The sequence below is a fragment of the Dysgonomonas termitidis genome, assembly GCF_042654545.1.
GTDB classification, from domain to species: Bacteria; Bacteroidota; Bacteroidia; order Bacteroidales; family Dysgonomonadaceae; genus Dysgonomonas; species Dysgonomonas termitidis.
In genome coordinates this window covers 1-16,620 of the sequence record NZ_JBHSGN010000100.1, presented here as the reverse complement: position 1 = coordinate 16,620, position 16,620 = coordinate 1, and the positions used below count along the sequence as shown (strand labels likewise).

General features: G+C 39.8%; 19 protein-coding genes. 14 read left to right on the top strand and 5 right to left on the bottom strand.

What is annotated here, in order from left to right; translation table 11 throughout:
• The first annotated feature begins 30 nt into the window (after positions 1-30).
• Positions 31-966 (top strand): HU domain-containing protein, encoded by a 936-nt coding sequence (locus tag ACFO6W_RS16990; protein ID WP_379998582.1) that lies wholly within the window; start codon positions 31-33, stop codon positions 964-966.
• 67 nt (positions 967-1,033) lie between these two features.
• Here ACFO6W_RS16990 and upp read toward each other — a convergent pair whose 3' ends face one another.
• The 3 genes from upp to ACFO6W_RS16975 all read right to left on the bottom strand — a co-directional run bounded on the left by upp (position 1,034) and on the right by ACFO6W_RS16975 (position 3,213).
• Positions 1,034-1,690: a uracil phosphoribosyltransferase gene (upp, locus tag ACFO6W_RS16985; protein ID WP_379998580.1), complete on the bottom strand. Its 657-nt coding sequence runs from the start codon at positions 1,688-1,690 to the stop codon at positions 1,034-1,036.
• A 62-nt stretch (positions 1,691-1,752) separates the two neighbouring features.
• Complete coding sequence (locus ACFO6W_RS16980; RefSeq protein ID WP_379998578.1) at positions 1,753-2,496, bottom strand: shikimate dehydrogenase family protein; 744 nt, start codon at positions 2,494-2,496, stop codon at positions 1,753-1,755.
• A 99-nt stretch (positions 2,497-2,595) separates the two neighbouring features.
• The gene (locus tag ACFO6W_RS16975) at positions 2,596-3,213 is read right to left on the bottom strand and encodes an OmpH/Skp family outer membrane protein (RefSeq protein WP_379998576.1); all 618 of its coding nucleotides are present in this window, start codon (positions 3,211-3,213) and stop codon (positions 2,596-2,598) included.
• A gap of 231 nt (positions 3,214-3,444) precedes the next feature.
• On the opposite strand from ACFO6W_RS16975, the gene ACFO6W_RS16970 reads away from it, so the two are divergent.
• Complete coding sequence (locus tag ACFO6W_RS16970) at positions 3,445-4,902, top strand: aminoacyl-histidine dipeptidase (RefSeq protein WP_379998574.1); 1,458 nt, start codon at positions 3,445-3,447, stop codon at positions 4,900-4,902.
• 161 nt (positions 4,903-5,063) lie between these two features.
• Here ACFO6W_RS16970 and ACFO6W_RS16965 read toward each other — a convergent pair whose 3' ends face one another.
• Positions 5,064-5,300, bottom strand: coding sequence for a hypothetical protein (locus ACFO6W_RS16965; RefSeq protein ID WP_379998572.1), 237 nt, complete (start codon positions 5,298-5,300; stop codon positions 5,064-5,066).
• 149 nt (positions 5,301-5,449) lie between these two features.
• On the opposite strand from ACFO6W_RS16965, the gene ACFO6W_RS16960 reads away from it, so the two are divergent.
• The 7 genes from ACFO6W_RS16960 to ACFO6W_RS16930 all read left to right on the top strand — a co-directional run bounded on the left by ACFO6W_RS16960 (position 5,450) and on the right by ACFO6W_RS16930 (position 12,361).
• Positions 5,450-6,514: an acyltransferase gene (locus tag ACFO6W_RS16960; protein ID WP_379998570.1), complete on the top strand. Its 1,065-nt coding sequence runs from the start codon at positions 5,450-5,452 to the stop codon at positions 6,512-6,514.
• A gap of 296 nt (positions 6,515-6,810) precedes the next feature.
• Positions 6,811-7,527 (top strand): DsbA family oxidoreductase, encoded by a 717-nt coding sequence (locus tag ACFO6W_RS16955; RefSeq protein WP_379998568.1) that lies wholly within the window; start codon positions 6,811-6,813, stop codon positions 7,525-7,527.
• Between the two features lie 168 nt (positions 7,528-7,695).
• Entirely contained in the window at positions 7,696-8,109 is a 414-nt protein-coding gene (locus tag ACFO6W_RS16950) for an EamA family transporter (protein WP_379998566.1), read from the top strand.
• Between the two features lie 44 nt (positions 8,110-8,153).
• Positions 8,154-8,909 carry a methyltransferase family protein gene (locus tag ACFO6W_RS16945; RefSeq protein ID WP_379998564.1) on the top strand — a complete coding sequence of 252 codons (756 nt, stop codon included), beginning with the start codon at positions 8,154-8,156 and terminating at the stop codon, positions 8,907-8,909.
• Positions 8,910-8,981: 72 nt separating this feature from the next.
• Positions 8,982-10,439 carry a choice-of-anchor Q domain-containing protein gene (locus ACFO6W_RS16940; protein ID WP_379998562.1) on the top strand — a complete coding sequence of 486 codons (1,458 nt, stop codon included), beginning with the start codon at positions 8,982-8,984 and terminating at the stop codon, positions 10,437-10,439.
• Positions 10,423-11,469, top strand: a complete 1,047-nt coding sequence (locus ACFO6W_RS16935) for an endonuclease/exonuclease/phosphatase family protein (RefSeq protein ID WP_379998560.1) — start codon at positions 10,423-10,425, stop codon at positions 11,467-11,469. The genes ACFO6W_RS16940 and ACFO6W_RS16935 overlap by 17 nt, the downstream gene beginning before the upstream one ends.
• A 4-nt stretch (positions 11,470-11,473) precedes the next feature.
• Positions 11,474-12,361: a beta-1,6-N-acetylglucosaminyltransferase gene (locus tag ACFO6W_RS16930; protein WP_379998557.1), complete on the top strand. Its 888-nt coding sequence runs from the start codon at positions 11,474-11,476 to the stop codon at positions 12,359-12,361.
• On the opposite strand, the gene ACFO6W_RS16925 is transcribed toward ACFO6W_RS16930, so the two are convergent.
• Positions 12,348-12,830: a MarR family winged helix-turn-helix transcriptional regulator gene (locus tag ACFO6W_RS16925; RefSeq protein WP_379998555.1), complete on the bottom strand. Its 483-nt coding sequence runs from the start codon at positions 12,828-12,830 to the stop codon at positions 12,348-12,350. The genes ACFO6W_RS16930 and ACFO6W_RS16925 overlap by 14 nt on opposite strands.
• Positions 12,831-12,983: 153 nt before the next feature.
• Between ACFO6W_RS16925 and rpsF the strand changes: the two genes are divergently transcribed.
• The 5 genes from rpsF (at position 12,984) to ACFO6W_RS16900 (ending at position 16,381) form a co-directional block, all read left to right on the top strand.
• The gene (rpsF, locus tag ACFO6W_RS16920; RefSeq protein ID WP_006798739.1) at positions 12,984-13,340 is read left to right on the top strand and encodes a 30S ribosomal protein S6; all 357 of its coding nucleotides are present in this window, start codon (positions 12,984-12,986) and stop codon (positions 13,338-13,340) included.
• Positions 13,341-13,610, top strand: a complete 270-nt coding sequence (gene rpsR, locus ACFO6W_RS16915; RefSeq protein WP_183305946.1) for a 30S ribosomal protein S18 — start codon at positions 13,341-13,343, stop codon at positions 13,608-13,610.
• A gap of 19 nt (positions 13,611-13,629) precedes the next feature.
• Positions 13,630-14,073, top strand: coding sequence for a 50S ribosomal protein L9 (rplI, locus tag ACFO6W_RS16910; RefSeq protein WP_379998553.1), 444 nt, complete (start codon positions 13,630-13,632; stop codon positions 14,071-14,073).
• Between the two features lie 128 nt (positions 14,074-14,201).
• On the top strand, positions 14,202-14,591 hold the full coding sequence (locus ACFO6W_RS16905; protein ID WP_379998551.1) for a hypothetical protein: 390 nt from the start codon (positions 14,202-14,204) through the stop codon (positions 14,589-14,591).
• A 611-nt stretch (positions 14,592-15,202) separates the two neighbouring features.
• Complete coding sequence (locus ACFO6W_RS16900) at positions 15,203-16,381, top strand: tyrosine-type recombinase/integrase (protein WP_379998549.1); 1,179 nt, start codon at positions 15,203-15,205, stop codon at positions 16,379-16,381.
• Positions 16,382-16,620: the final 239 nt, after the last annotated feature.

Sequence of the window (16,620 nt, the reverse complement as noted above, 5' to 3'; positions counted from 1 at the left end):
AAATATCCGGCTTATGCTTATATTTGCAATATGGAAAAAACAATACTTACATACCTGGAATTTTCACTTCCTATACATAATTGTGTTATCATTCCTGACTTCGGTGGCTTCATCTTAAATATGGAACCGGCCGTGTTTTTATCCAATGGCGAGATCAACCCTCCTAAAAACAGTATTGTATTCAATCCCGAATTAAATCATAACGATGGTATTATCGCATCATACATTTCCAAAAATGAGAATATATCCTATAACGCTGCATGTAAAAGAATAAAGGAGTTTGTCGCAACTATTAAGATGGGCCTGAAAGATGGCAAAACGGTTCCATTCGGCAATTTGGGTTCATTTACATCCGACAATGGAGGCAATATTATTTTCGTTCAGAACATTATGATTATACATCCCGGCCTGTTTGGCCTATATCCTATGGGTATAAAACAACTGGCCGAGATAGACAAGATAACCTTCAGGAATAAAAGGAACCTGTCCCTAAAGTACACTATAGGTGCCATTGCCGCCAGCGTAGCTGCAATCACACTGTTTATGACGCCTGTTAGTATCAAAGACAGCAATAATAAAAATTCTCAAAAAGCTGATTTTATATCAACAATTACAAGTTCATTATCACACTATCAAGATAAAGAAGTTGAAAACGTGAGCAATCAGGCATATAGTACAGAACAAACCGGCAACACGACAGAAGAAAATCCGGCCAGGCCTAAATCCGGCCGTCTTTATTATATTATTGTCGGAGGAGAAGACACAATGGACAGAGCGAATAATCTGCTCGCAAAAATTAAAAATAATGGTTTCAACAAAGCCAATATTGTAGAAGGAGGTGACAGATACAGGATATATGTATCTTCGTTCGACGATAAAACAGAGGCTGAATCGTTCCTCGATACTTTCAGGAAAGAAAACCCCAAGTTTGAGTCCGCATGGCTCTATTCTAAAAGGAACAATTAAACTAATCAATATATCATAAATAAGAAAGTCCGGAAATTCCGGACTTTTTTATTTTCAATACCTTATCTTATTCTTTTTCACCATAAGCTAAATCACCTGCATCTCCCAATCCCGGGATAATATATGCATACTCATTCAATTCAGGATCTATAGCTGCCGCCCAGATAGTAGTCCTATCCTTCGGGAAATTCTGTTCGCAGTATCCTATTGCCTGCCTACTGGCTATAATAGTTGCAATATGGATATGTTTAGGCTGTCCCTTCGTCAGCAATGCCTGGTATGACAAATCCATACTCCCGCCTGTCGCTAACATTGGGTCCGTGAGAATTAATATTTTATCCTCAATTCGGGGTGATGCTATATATTCGATATGCACATGAAAACTCTGATGATTTTCCCGGTATTTCCTGTACGCTGAAACAAATGCATTTTCCGCCTGATCGAAACAGTTCAGAAAGCCATGATGATATACCAGTCCGGCACGCAAGATAGTTCCTATCACAATAGGGTCGGATGGTACATTTGTGACCGAAGTACCTAACGGGGTCACAGTTTCCAGAGGAAAATAGTTCAACGTCTTACTTATCTCATAAGCCATGATCTCCCCTATCCTTTCTATATTACGTCTGAAGCGCATGCTGTCTTTTTGGATTTCCACATCGCGCAGTTCACTGACAAAACGATTCAATACAGTGTTTTGTTCCGATAAATTTATTGTTTTCATTATTATATTTTGAGCCAAATTTAATTGTTTTCTTTCAATTTCACAAAATCAATAATCGAAATTTATTTATTCCATATATCCCAGGCTGCCAAAGCCTGCAATTCTAGCATCTCCGCACCGTTCTTCACCTTAGTACCTCTTTCTTTGCCAAGTCTCAGAAATTTAGTTTCGGCAGGATTGTAGACCAGATCATACAACAAGGAATCCGGAGTCAGATACTGATAAGGAATGTCCGGCGCTTCATCTACATTCGGGAATGTACCTAATGGCGATGCATTCACGATTACCGTATATTCATTAAATATACCTTTATCCAAATCCTGATATTGCAGTTGTCCGGCCTTAGGTGTGCGGGAGACATATATAAAATCGAGTCCCAGATTCTTTAATCCTCCGGCCACTGCTTTTGAAGCTCCTCCCGTACCCAGTATCAACGCTTTCTTATGAATCCGCTTGTCAATCAGTGGTTCAATAGAATTTCGGAAACCTATGATATCGGAGTTGTATCCCACCAACTTTACCTTATCGCCGTCCTGTATGAATTTTATAACATTAACTGCACCCAGTTCCCTTGTCTGAGGTTCCAGATCATCGAGATATTGAATTACTTTTTCTTTATAAGGAATGGTTACATTCATTCCCTTAAGATTCGGGTGTGCCTCGACAATATCCGGAAATAAGGAAATATCCGGTATCTCAAATTTCACATATTCGGCATCGATACCCTCCCTCTGAAACTTCTCGGTAAAGAAGCGGGGTGAAAAAGACTGAACCAAAGGGTTCCCTACAATTCCATACAAATCCATAATATTTAAATTTAGCTTTGACTATATAGATCTGAAAAGGTATAAAAAAATAGGATAATACCCTACGGCAATTATCCTATTTCTATATTTTCATTTCTGTTATTTTGCTGCTTCCGGTTTGTAGCGGCTGTTGAGCAATTGTATCACATCTTTTGTAATATCGTATGAATCTTTTGCAAGCAGGATATTATCCAATCCCGTATTACTAAAGATCACCTGATAATTAGCCTTTTTATTATAATCTTTCAGGCAGACACGTACAGAATCGGTTATCTCCGCATTTACTTTAGCCTGTTTTTTCATATAATCTTCTCTCAATCGTTCTGCTGTAGTATGGAGGTCAGCCTCCATTTTCTGGATACGGACTTGTTCCTGTTGCGCGCGTTCCTGGCTGAGGAACACATTGTTATCGATTTTCTTTCTGAAATCGGCTACTTCCTGTTCAAATTGACGTTGCTTGTTGTTCAATGTAGCATTAGAATTGTTATATTCCTTCATCAAAACGTCATTTGCATCTTTTGCATAATTGTAATTGATAAGTAAAGAGTCAACATTGACATAAGCTATAGGCAAAACGCCTGTAGAATCACCTTCTGCAAATTTCAGGGATGCAGATCCACCTTCTGTGCTTTTCTTATTAGATGTAAAAAATAAAATAAACAATACGATTATTGCAACTGCAAGTACACCGTTAATAACATAAGAGATATTCTTCATTTATTTAAATGCATTAGTTAATCCTTTTTTAAAACAGAAAATCCGTGGGTACGGGACTCATTTCCATACCTGTTTTTGAGAACGACTTGGCAAAGATATATCTTTATGTTAAAACAACGCTATATTGAAACCTTTAAAAGATGTAAAAAAATTGCTTTTTATATGTTATCTCTCTAATTTTATATGTTATTACTAATTAGAGTAGTCATCTACTAAAAAATTTAACGGAATATGACAATAAAAGATTTAAAGCCTGGTGCAGTGTGGAATTATTTTCATGAAATAAGCCAGATCCCGCGCCCATCGAAAAAAGAAGGTAAAATTATAGCTTATCTGCTCGATTTTGCTCAAAAGCATAATCTGGAGGTAAAGAAAGACGATGCCGGGAATGTGCTTATTACCAAGCCTGCGACCAAAGGTAAAGAAAATCTTCCGACCGTAATACTTCAGGGACATGTAGATATGGTATGTGAGAAAAACAGCGGTACTGTCCATGATTTCGATAATGATCCGATAGAAACAGTCGTAGAAGGCGACTGGTTAAAGGCAAAAAACACAACACTGGGTGCCGACAATGGCATCGGGGTTGCAGCAGCACTGGCAATACTTTCATCAGATACAATAGAGCATGGCAAGCTGGAATGCCTGTTCACCGTGGACGAAGAAACAGGCCTGACCGGAGCCTATGCTTTAAGTAAAGATTTCCTGAATGGGGATATCCTCATCAATCTGGATACAGAAGAAGAAGGTGAAGTATATATAGGATGCGCAGGTGGTAAGATAACTACAGCTACGTTTACATACAAACAGGAAAGCACTCCTTCAAACTATTTCTGGTTTAAAGCTCAGATAAAAGGATTGAACGGAGGGCACTCCGGTTCGGAAATCCATAAAGGGCTCGGCAATGCAAACAAAATACTAAACCGTTACCTATGGACTCTCAGCAGGCAATATGGCCTGTCCCTCGCAGAATTTAACGGAGGAAACCTGCATAACGCCATTGCCCGCGAAGCATATGCCATAGCAGGAGTACCTTATAATAAAAAGGAAGAGGTAATAGTGGCATTGAATACACTGGCTCCGGAAATCGAAGCTGAGTTGAAAAGCATAGATCCAAACCTGAAAATGACAGTGGAATCTACCGACACTCCATCGTTTGTTATAGATAAGGACACAGCAAACAACTTACTGAACGCACTATATGCTTGTCCCCATGGCGTACTGGGCATGAGTTTTGAAATACCCGGACTGGTGGAAACATCTACAAATCTGGCTTCGGTGAAAATGAAAGAAGGAAATACAATCCTGATAACTACAAGCCAGAGAAGTTCTACCAATTCATTGAAGGATGATGCAGGAAATATAGTGAATGCTGTATTCACAATGGCGAAAGCTAAGGTGGAACATTCGGCGGGATATCCGGGATGGAGGCCTAATCCGGATTCTAAAGTACTGGCAGTAGCTAAAGATGCTTATCAAAAGCTCTTCAACAAGGAAGCGGAGATAATGGCAATCCATGCCGGTCTCGAATGCGGGCTATTTCTGGAAAAGTATCCACATCTGGACATGATTTCGTGCGGACCTACAATCCGGAATGCACATTCGCCGGAAGAACAGGTAGAAATCCCTTCCGTTGAAAAATGGTGGATTTTCTTACTTGAAATACTGAAAAACATTCCTGCTAAATAAAACCGACCAGGCTATTCGATATATAGCATCTGAAATAAAATATTTGCCGTGCCGATAGTAATATGCTTAATTGGCACGGCATTTTTATAAAAGGATTTATTTGTTCTATTTTTAGTTACAAGTTACAACGCTCTGTGAGCAGTTACAAGTTACGAGTAGGCTTATGCACATAGGACTAAAGCCTGAAGAGCCTCTGTTCTGTCGTCGCATCGCGATTCCGGCCTCGTCCAGCAGGCGGGGCACCCAATCCGTAAAGCGGAGGTGTAGAGCAAAATACGGTAGCTGCTATACCTGACTGATAATCCGGCTAAAGATGATTCCGTATTATTTTGCTCCACCGGAGCTACGGTTTTGGGTCGCCGGGGGATGCTGCCTTGATTTTTTGTTTCGTTTTGCATCAAGGCAAAATGAATTGGAGCGAAGCGGAATTGAAAATCGGCGTTAGCCAAATCGGTACAGCCAAATACAAGCCGACTGGCGCGTTAGAAAAATAGAACTTTAAAACAAGACAGAAAATTCCAACATAAAACACTTATTAAGAAAAAAAATGAAAGGAGATAGGGTATTCAGTCTCGATTTGCTCAGAGTATTAGCCTGCTATATGGTAATACAGGTACACGCCGGTGAATTTTATTACATTGGGGACGGAGGAACCGTCGCGAGTGGAGACGGTCCGCTCTGGGTCAACATCTATAATTCGCTGTTCAGAACAGCAGTACCCCTGTTTATAATAATTACAGGCTATTTTGTCCTGCCTGTCAAGGAACAGATGAATATATTCTTTAAGAAACGCTTTACCCGTGTATTGATACCGTTCATTATATGGTGTATATTATATGCACTATATGCTTTCGCTATGGGTAAGACCGATATGGAAGGAATATTTGTCAGTATAGCCAAAATCCCGGTTAACTATGGGGTAGAGGTCGGTCACCTATGGTATATCTATATGCTGATCGGGTTATACCTGTTCTTTCCCGTCATATCCCCCTGGCTGAATAATGCATCGCGCAACGGCCTGCATTTTTACCTCATTATATGGGCAATCACATTACTCCTCCCTTATATACATCAGGTATTCCCCGAGGTATTGGGAGAATGTTACTGGAATCCGACATCCCTGCTATATTACTTTACCGGATTTCTCGGATTCGCCATACTCGGCTTCTATCTCAAAAAATTCTGTACGGCAAAGAGCAAATGGGACCTGCCCGCCGGACTGTCTTTGATTATAACAGGTTACACAGTTACATATTCACTCTTCGCAAGCCGGCTCGGGACAGAGGAATTAGTTCCGGATCTGGAATTGTCATGGAACTACGGAACCATCAACGTGGCAATCATGGCTTTGGGGATATTTCTTGTCATAAAGAATATCAAATGTAGAAAGGACACTATCCTGAAAAAAGTAATAACAAGTATTTCCATTATGAGTTATGGCATATACCTTGTGCATATAATGGTTTTGAATTTCTTCTATTGGGCTTTCGATGATATTTTTTCCACAGCCGCAATAAAAATCCCTCTACTGGCTATATGTACTTTTCTGGTATCTTATATTATTATAAAAGTAATTTCATATCTGCCGAAGAGTAAATATATTATAGGTTAATAGTATCTTTGTATTATTATAGCCTTGTTACTTTTTAAGTTTAACAAATATATTTATCTATACAATAAAGCATTGTTTTGCAGCTCTTTGAAATAATAAATAGTAACAAATAAAAAACAAAAAAACTGTTACCTTTGTTACCTTTTTTAATAGTTACAAGTTACTTCGCCCTAGGGCAGTTACGAGTTACAAGTTAGTTCACTGTTTACTGTTAACTGATATATCTGTTACTTTTGTTACCTTTTAGGAACTACAAAACTAATTATCAACGAAATAGAGATAAAAAGATGGATAAAATGAAAATAGACATATGGTCGGATATAGCCTGCCCGTATTGCTATATAGGCAAACGAAAACTGGAAACGGCTTTGAGCCGTTTCCAGCACAAAGACAATATAGAACTTGTCTGGCACAGCTATGAATTAGATCCTGAACTTCCGAAAGAAGCTCTGGAGTCGAAAATCTACGGATATTTCGCGGATAAATATCAGATAAGTATAAATGAAGCCCATGAAACAATGGCAAATACGGCTAAACTGGCAAAAGAAGTCGGATTAAATTATGATTACGACAATCTTATCGTGGCTAATACATCCGACGCCCTCCGTCTGGTGAAGCTGGCAAATGAATCGGGACTGGCAACCGAAGCCGAAGAGATACTCTTCGATGCCTATTTTGTGAAAGGTGCAGACATAAGCGACAACAGCATTCTGGTGAAATTGGGTACACAAATAGGACTGACTGAAAAATCCATTGTGGAAATGCTGGACAGCGATAAATATCTGGACAAGATAAAAGAGGATATTGAATATAGCGAAAACGAGCTTGATCTCGAATACATCCCTTTCTATGTATTCAACAACAAGCAAATAGTGCAGGGTTCCATTCCTGTTGAAGATTATCTGGAGGTGCTGAACAAAGCATATGCCGAATGGGAACAAAACGGCATATCTACCGGAAAAGGAGAAATCATAAGCGGGCAATCCTGTTCTATAGACGGCGTTTGCAGTTGAATCGCAAACCACCCGATAACTTTGACAAAGGGAAATGTCTTGCATAAAAATGAAAATAGGTCGATAACGGAACAATAAGGACCCCATGAAATTCGTTATAATGGTTGTAAAAATAATATCCACCGAATTTACTTTCTGGTTCGGCGAACATATATAGGGAAGAAGAATATGTGGAAATACTATGCTCTTTTATCAGCCATATTTGCTGCGCTCACAGCCGTTTTAGCCAAAGTTGGAGTAAAAGATATCAATGGGAATCTGGCTACTGCTATCCGGACATCAGTTGTACTCTTCTTAGCTTGGGGCATTGTCTTTTTCAGCGGCCATCTGAAAGATGTAAAGGAATTAAGTAAAGTCAGCCTTGTTTTTTTGATTTTGTCGGGATTAGCCACAGGACTTTCATGGATATTTTATTTTAAGGCTCTGGAGACAGGCGATGTATCGAAAGTTGCGCCGATTGATAAATTGAGCATTGTTTTTGTAATGGTGCTGGCATTTATTTTCCTGAAAGAACCAATAGATATAAAAACTATTGCCGGCGGAACATTGATACTCGCCGGGACAATAGTGCTAATTTGGTAGTAAAATTATGATTATATATTTAATTACATCAATAGAAAAGTGATATGGCATTGAAAGAAGAATTTGAGCGGCAAGGAAATTGGCTTTTCCGCTATAGGGGTATATTACCCATTATTATCCTGTTTATAGGCGCATACTTATATTTGCAAACGGAAATATACCCCGAGACATTTATACTCGAAGGAACTCTTTACGAAGCATATTATGAGGTGGCATGTCTGGTTATAAGTCTGTTAGGGTTAGGTATCCGTATTTATACTGTAGGATATACACCGGAAAATACGTCGGGCAGGAACACTGCCAACGGGCAAGTTGCGGATACACTCAATACCACCGGCGTGTATTCTGTTGTAAGGCATCCGCTTTATCTGGGAAATTTTTTAATGTGGTTAGGAGTATGCCTGCTGACCGGCAACCTGTGGTTTATTATTGCCTTTTGCCTTCTATACTGGGTTTACTACGAAAGAATCATGTTTGCGGAAGAACAATTCCTAGGTAGGAAATTCGGAACAGTTTACAGTGAATGGGCAGACAAGACTCCGGCTTTTTTACCGGACTTCGGGCTGTTTATAAAACCTTCATTGTCGTTTAGCTGGAAAAAAGTATTGAAAAAAGAGAAGAACGGGTTGCTCGCCTTGTTTCTGATATTCTGTGCTTTCGATTTGTCCGGAGAATGGGTGGAACATCAGAAAGCCTATAATTACTTTCTCATTATAGCGTGCCTGATAAGTATAATCTCTTATTGCGTATTGAAGTATTTGAAAAAGAAAACCGGAGTTTTAAATGAAGCAGGCCGATAGAATATATCTTTTACATCCATCTGAAATTTGGTATGGCGAGATAAAAATGACAGAGTACTGAAATCATTAATTATGAGTTATAAAATAACGGGAACTAATTGCAAATTAAAGAAACTGCTTTATCTGTTGTTTCCTTTGAAAAGGCTGGCAAGGGGGATTATTCTATTATCCGTTTTCCTTTCGATATTCAGCTCCTGTAAAGATAGAGATGATTTTTCGGACGACAAGAGCCTGAGCCTCTCATTCTCGAGCGATACAATCAGTTTCGATACCGTATTTACTACTATCGGCTCTGCGACACGGCAGTTTAAAATATATAATAAGAACAGCAGATCGCTCGTGATAGGCTCGATAGAATTGATGAACCCAGCAAAAAGCGGATTCAGAATGAATATCGACGGAGAAAAAGGGACGAAGCTCTCAAATGTAGAAATACTGAAAAAGGACAGTCTTTTTGGATTCATAGAAGTTACTGTGAATCCTACGAATAATGAAAATCCGTTGTTAATACGCGATTCTATCAGATTCGAAACAAACGGAAATATCCAGTACCTGCAACTGGAAGCTGTAGGACAGGATGTCTATATATGGAAAGGCGAACGGATTACCCAAGACTCTGTAATTACAGGCAAAAAACCGCTTCTTGTATATGATTCCATCGTGATCGACAAAGGGGTTACGGCTACAATGGCTGAAGGCACCAAAGTCTTTTTGAGGAATAATGCTTCTATCCGGATACACGGTACGCTGATAGCCAGCGGGACAATAGAAAAGCCTGTCATTTTCAGGGGAGACCGCTTTGACAAGATTGAAGCAGATATACCTTACGACAATGTCCCGGGACAATGGGACGGCGTGTATTTCTATTCCGAAAGTTACAACAACCAACTTGAAAACATAAATATACGGAATGCCACAAAAGGCATAACATTCTATGCGTCAGACATCCGGTACAAAAAAGCAACCTTATTGAATGCAATTGTACAAAACACATTGGAATACGGGATATTAGCCACAAACAGCAATATTGACGGCGGGAACTGCCTGCTTGTCAACTCGAAAGGCGCCGCACTTAATCTCAACGGGGGAAAATATTCATTCCTGCATTGTACGATCGCCAGTTATTTCAGATGGTCGGCAAGGACGACGGAGGGCCTGGTAATAAGCAACAGCAAGGAGATGCCGTTAGTTCAATGTGATTTTATGAACTCTATCGTTTACGGTTCATTGAACAGAGAATTCTTAATGAATAGAAACGCTGACGCAGTCTACAATCATCAGTTCATAAACTGCCTGATAAAAGGCACGGAGATTTCAGACTCGCACTTTGAAAATATAATATGGAATAAAGACCCTCTATTCAAAGACTTAAATACGGAAGGTATCTATTCATACAACTTTGAGTTACAGGAATCATCTCCGGCCATAGATAAAGCTGATAAAACATATTCCAGGGGTCTGCCTTTCGACTTGCGGGGTAAATCCCGTCAGGATTCCCCCGATATTGGTTGTTATGAGCAGATTAAATAAATTCCGGAAGATACTGCAAGGCATTATATTGCTGCTGATAATCAGCATACAGGCAAATGCCCAGGAAAATTTCCGTATCATGTTCTACAATGTAGAGAATATGTACGACATAAAAGACAATCCGGGAACAAACGATGACGATCTCACTCCAAGCGGTCAATTGCACTGGACAAACCGCCGGTATTGGAAGAAGCTAAATGATATAGGCACGGTCATAGCATCTGCCGGCGATAAATATCCGCCTGCGTTAGTCGGCATATGCGAAGTAGAAAACGACTCTGTACTGTTCGACCTTACCAAAAGAGCCGGACTGAGGAAACATAAGTATGAATATATAATAACCAACTCCAAAGACAACAGAGGTTCGAACACTGCCCTGCTCTATCAAAGGGACCAGATAAAGATAATAAGCAAAAGGTCTTATACTCCCACCCTGCAATCGGACCCAATGAAAACGACACGGGATATACTTCATGTTACAGGGAGAGTCATCAATGATGAAATACTGGATATATTCGTTTGCCACTTCCCTTCACGGCGCGAAGGGATCAAAAGGACAAGACCCGACCGCATACGGTGTGCAGAACTATTGAGACAGAAGACCGACAGCCTTTTCCGCATACGGAAGAAAGCGAATATCATTATTATGGGCGACTTCAATGACTATCCGAATGATATAAGTCTATCTGAAAGCCTTGGCGCACATAGCATCAAATCCCCGGTTTCGGACAAAAACTTATACAATATGTTTTATCATTATTCAGGCGAGAAGAATGCAGGCTCTTATAAATACAGGGGGAAATGGAACTTCATAGACCAGTTTATTATAAGCGGGAACCTATTGAACCTCTCTTCTAAAATTTCGATAAAAGGGAAAGAAGCACATGTTTACCCTGCATCATTCCTCTTGCATGACGATAATAAAAAGTATGGCGGACAGAAGCCGTTCCGTACTTATTCAGGATTTAAATATCTGGGAGGATACAGCGACCACCTCCCTGTTTATATGGATTTGATTATTAAAAACTAAAGAAATGAAACACGCCATACTGGTAACAGCATATAAGAATCCACAGCAATTAAACGAACTGGTAGACTTCTTCGATGAAGACTATTCATTCTATATCCATATAGATAAGAAAAGCCGGATTACCGGTTCTGATATTAAGATGCTGGAAGAGAAGCCTGCCGTTAAGCTCGTATCGCGGGAATACAGAGTCAACTGGGGTAGCGTCGACCACCTCAAAGCCATCCTCCTTTTATCGAAGGAATGCGCGAAAGACAAAGACATAGATTATGTCCACCTGATCACAGGACAGGACTTCCCTGTAAAGTCGCCGCAACAGATATCCGGTTATCTGAAAGAGAATTATGGAACAGAGTATCTTTCGGCCAGGCCACTACCTATTAAAACATGGATAGGAGGAGGATTCAACCGGGTTATATATTACAATCTGTATGAGGTCTTTAATGCAAAAAGCTGGCATCGCCTATTTATCAAAGCATTTGTACAGATACAAAAGTTTGCGGGTTATAAAAGGAAACTGCCATCCGAACTAAACAGCCTCTATGGAGGTTCAACCTATTGGACTCTGACACTTCCGGCGGTAAAATACTTCCTCTGCTTTCTCGATAAGTATCCTAATATTTTGGAAACTTATAAATATACGTTTTGCTCCGAAGAGATCCTGTTGCATTCCATACTGATGAATTCCCCGTTCAAAGAAAAGGTAGCGAAAAAGAACCTGAGATTCATGTTATGGGAAAACAGGGACGGAGTATATCCGGCCAATCTGGACGAAAGGGATTTTGAGGACATTATCCGTTCGGACACGTTCTTTGCGAGAAAATTTGACTATCCTGTCTCCGGAAAGCTGCGAGACAGATTAATAAGATATTTATCAGGTTCTAATAGCGATTAGAATCCTCCAGGGCCTCCCGTATATTGCCGAAAACAGCCGCCAACAGGAAGCGCACCTGCTTAAGCCCGTCTTCGTCAATTCCCGCCAAAGCAGCATCCATGGTCTGATACACTGCTTTATTGGCCTTGTCTTTTATTGATTTACCAAGATCAGTGAGAAATATATAATTGGAGCGCCGGTCCGTAGTGGAAGCATTACGGTAGACAAGATTTTGCTTGGCAAGGTTATCGATCAGGCGGGTCATACTCGGCTTATCTTTAAATGTGGAGTTACATAAGGTCTGCTGAGTGACACCATCTTCACGCCAAAGAAAAGCTAATACCGTCCATTGTTCGGGTGTAATATCGAGCCCTTCTTTACGAAGGTTGCGGTACATCATACGGTTAATTGCCATCGATACTTTTCCGTTGATGATAGGGAAGATAAGATCCTGATCTCCATCCAAGCTGAGTATTTCTTCATTTTCCATTGACGGTTCCTCTTATATTGTGTACAAATGTAAGATAAGAAGTCTGCTTATCAAAGATTTTTTAAAGCTTTAGCATTTGTTATATAAATAAAAAGCTCTATCTTTGCACCTCATTTGCAAAAATGACATGTTTAATTTATAATTATTTAATTTATGAACAATTACGAAACCGTTTTCATTTTGACTCCCGTTTTGTCTGATGTACAGATGAAGGAAGCGGTAGAAAAATTCAAGACTATTTTGACCAATGAAGGGGCAAAAATAGTAAATGAAGAAAACTGGGGACTTCGCAAACTGGCTTATCCGATCCAGAAGAAATCCACCGGTTTTTACGCGATGTTAGAATTTGAAGCTGATCCGGCTGTTATCGCTAAACTAGAAATCAACTTCCGCCGCGACGAACGTGTTATCCGCTTCCTGACTTTCCGCCAGGATAAGTTTGCACACCAGTACGCAGAAAAGAGAAGAAATCTAAAATCACCTAAAAAAGAAGAAGTAAAGGAGAACTAAATTATGGCACAGCAATCAGAAATCAGATATTTGACTCCGCCTTCAGTTGATGTCAAGAAAAAGAAGTACTGCCGTTTCAAAAAGAACGGTATCAAGTATATCGACTACAAAGACCCTGAGTTTTTGAAGAAATTCCTTAACGAACAGGGAAAAATCCTTCCTCGCCGTATTACCGGAACATCTCTGAAATTCCAACGTCGTGTTGCACAAGCTGTAAAAAGAGCCCGTCACTTAGCTTTGCTTCCTTACGTTACAGACTTAATGAAATAATAAAAAGGAGGAAAAAGAAATGCAAGTTATATTGAAAGAAGACATCCTTAACTTAGGATATAAAGATGAAGTCGTGACTGTGAAAGACGGTTATGGACGTAATTACCTTATACCTCAAGGTAAAGCTGTGATAGCATCAGAGTCTGCAAAGAAAGTTTTGGCTGAAAACATGAAGCAACGCGCTCACAAACTTGAGAAAATCAAGAAAGACGCCGAAGCTTTGGCTGCCAAACTTGAAGGAGTATCACTTACTATCGGGGCAAAAACAAGCTCTACCGGTACTATCTTCGGTTCTGTAACTAATATCCAGATCGCAGAAGCTCTTGAAAAATTAGGTTACAATGTAGACCGTAAAGTTATCATCATCAAAGATGCGGTAAAAGAAGTAGGTACTTACAAAGCAACAGCTAAGCTTCACAAAGAAGTTTCTGTAGAAATTCCTTTCGAAGTAGTTTCTGAATAAGATACCGCTAAAATACAGGAAAGAGAGTTGTCATTAACAGCTCTCTTTTTATCTTTACCAAACCTTAACAAAAATTAAAAGATAAATATTATCTTTGCATCCTTACTATTAATAAATAAATACAACTTATGAGAAATTTAACAAAAACTACCCTTAGCATTATTGCTATTGTATTTGCATGTTCATTCTTTATCCAATGTAGCGATGCAAAAAAGAAATACCTGGAATTACAAGTTGGAATAGTCAACAAACAATGCCCTCTTGATATGGGAAACGGCATGACTATGGAAAAGTGTACCATTGAAGGAGGAGACACAATGGTAACAGAATTTAGCGTAGCCGATCCGTCTGTATTAGTAATAAATGACGAAACTAAAGCTACAATGATAAATGCATTTAAAAACTCACCGGAACTTAAGTCTGCAAAAGATTTTGGGATCACATATAAATACATTTATCTTGATTCTGACAAGAAATCGTTAGGAGAAATCGTTATCACTCCGGACGATTATAAATAAAAATCAGGTAAGTAATAATACAAGAAGCCGAAAGACGATATTTTGTCTTTCGGCTTTTTTATATAAATAATGTGAATGGGGGATTATTCCTATAATAATTATCTGTTTTTTGGTAAATACTTTATCTATATATATGGCTTTTAGCCGATAGCTCTTTGAAGTATTGACAGGCCCTCTAAATCCCCCAAAGGGGACTTACGATGAGGGTAAAAAGTAATAAGTAAAAAAGTGTTACCTTTGTTACCTTAAAAGTTACCATCAAAATTCACCCAGAAAGCAAACGAAAATAAAAGGGATATAAAAGAAACTAAATACGCTTATATACAGTTATTTAAACTAGTTAATAAGAGTAAAAATAGATTTTTATTTTTCATTTACATAATCCTTTTTTATCCATTATTTGTTACCTGTTTGTTACTTATGTATTTTTATAATTGTTACCTTGTTTGTTTTTCGTAAACTATTATGTTTCTTGTATTTATATAATATCTGATTATTAGTTATTTAAAAACATATATATCAAAAGGTAATTAATCCTTATTTTCCTTTGATATACCGTTCCTTGTTTGTATCTTGCCCCCGGTTTAATTTTTAATTTAATATTTATCCTTATGACAAACAGCAGGAAACAACCCAAAGCAAAGGAGCCGGTAAAGATACGCTTCAAACAACTCTCCGGCGGCAGCCAATCCATTTACTTCGATATCTACAGGAACGGTAAGCGCTTATACGAGTTCCCCAAACTTTACCTTGTACCCGAAAGGACACCCGAAGACAGGGAACTGAACCGCCGTATGCTTGACAAGGCCGTCCGTATCAAGGCGCAACGTATCGACGAACTCTCCAGTAAGGAAAACGGCTTTGTCAATATGGGACTGAAACAAAAGGCGAATTTCATCAAATATTTGCAGGCATTGACGGAACGTAAAGAAGCGGAGGGCAAGACAGCGGTATGCGATACTTATAGGAGCCTTATAAAACACCTGATCCTTTATAAGGGTGACGGGCTAACCTTCAGGTCAGTTACCAGGGAGTATTGCTGCGGCTTCAGTGAATACCTGCTGACAGCGGAGAACCTCTCCAGCCGCCGGGGCATTGCGGCAAACGCTAAAGGCAGCCTGTTATCCAAAGGCAGCCGTTACGGTTACAGCCGCGCCTTATCCATTGTATTGAACTGTGCGGTACAGGATGGTATCATTCCCGATAACCCGATGAAGAAGATGACCCGCTTCGAGCGTCCCAAACGTCCGGAAAGCGACAGGGAATACTTAGGCCTGGAAGAAATCAGGGCGCTGGTAAAGACCGAATGTATCAAACCGCTGGTAAAGTCAGCCTTCCTGTTCAGTTGTTTCAGCGGGTTGCGCTTCTCGGATGTCAAGGCCCTGAGATGGGACGATATCCAGACCGACCATGAAGGCAGGAAGCAGATCTGCTTTACCCAGCAGAAGACGAAGAAGAAAGAATACTTACAGGTATCTGACGAAGCCTTGAAGTTCCTCCCGGAAAGGGGAACCGCTATGGGAGAAGATATCATCTACCCCTTATCATCCAGCGGCTTTACAAATCAGGCCCTTAAAAGCTGGGTATTGGCGGCAGGGATAAAGAAGCGCGTGACCTTCCATGTAGCCAGGCACACAAACGCTACCCTTTTGCTGTCCCTGGGCGTTCCTATCGAGACAGTAAGTAAGCTATTGGGACATGCCGATATGAAGACGACACAGATATATGCCAAAGTCATAGATAAGAACAAGCGTGAGGCAGTCAGCAAGCTGGACGGACTGACAGACTAGGGGGGAGAGCTTTCTCTTCGTTATTCAGATGTTCGTTCCCACTCTTCAATATCCGGAGTTGCTGGTTTTGAGCTTCTGCACGCTTGGTGAGGTGTTCATGGAGAGTAATGATATTCATCTTCGGATTTTATATAGGGTTTTTGCTTTGGATTCTTTCTGTCTGCGGTTAACGTTCTATACTAGGGTCTGCTGAAAAACTCAGCAGACCAATTCATATTTAATTCGGTTTGCGTCCGCTA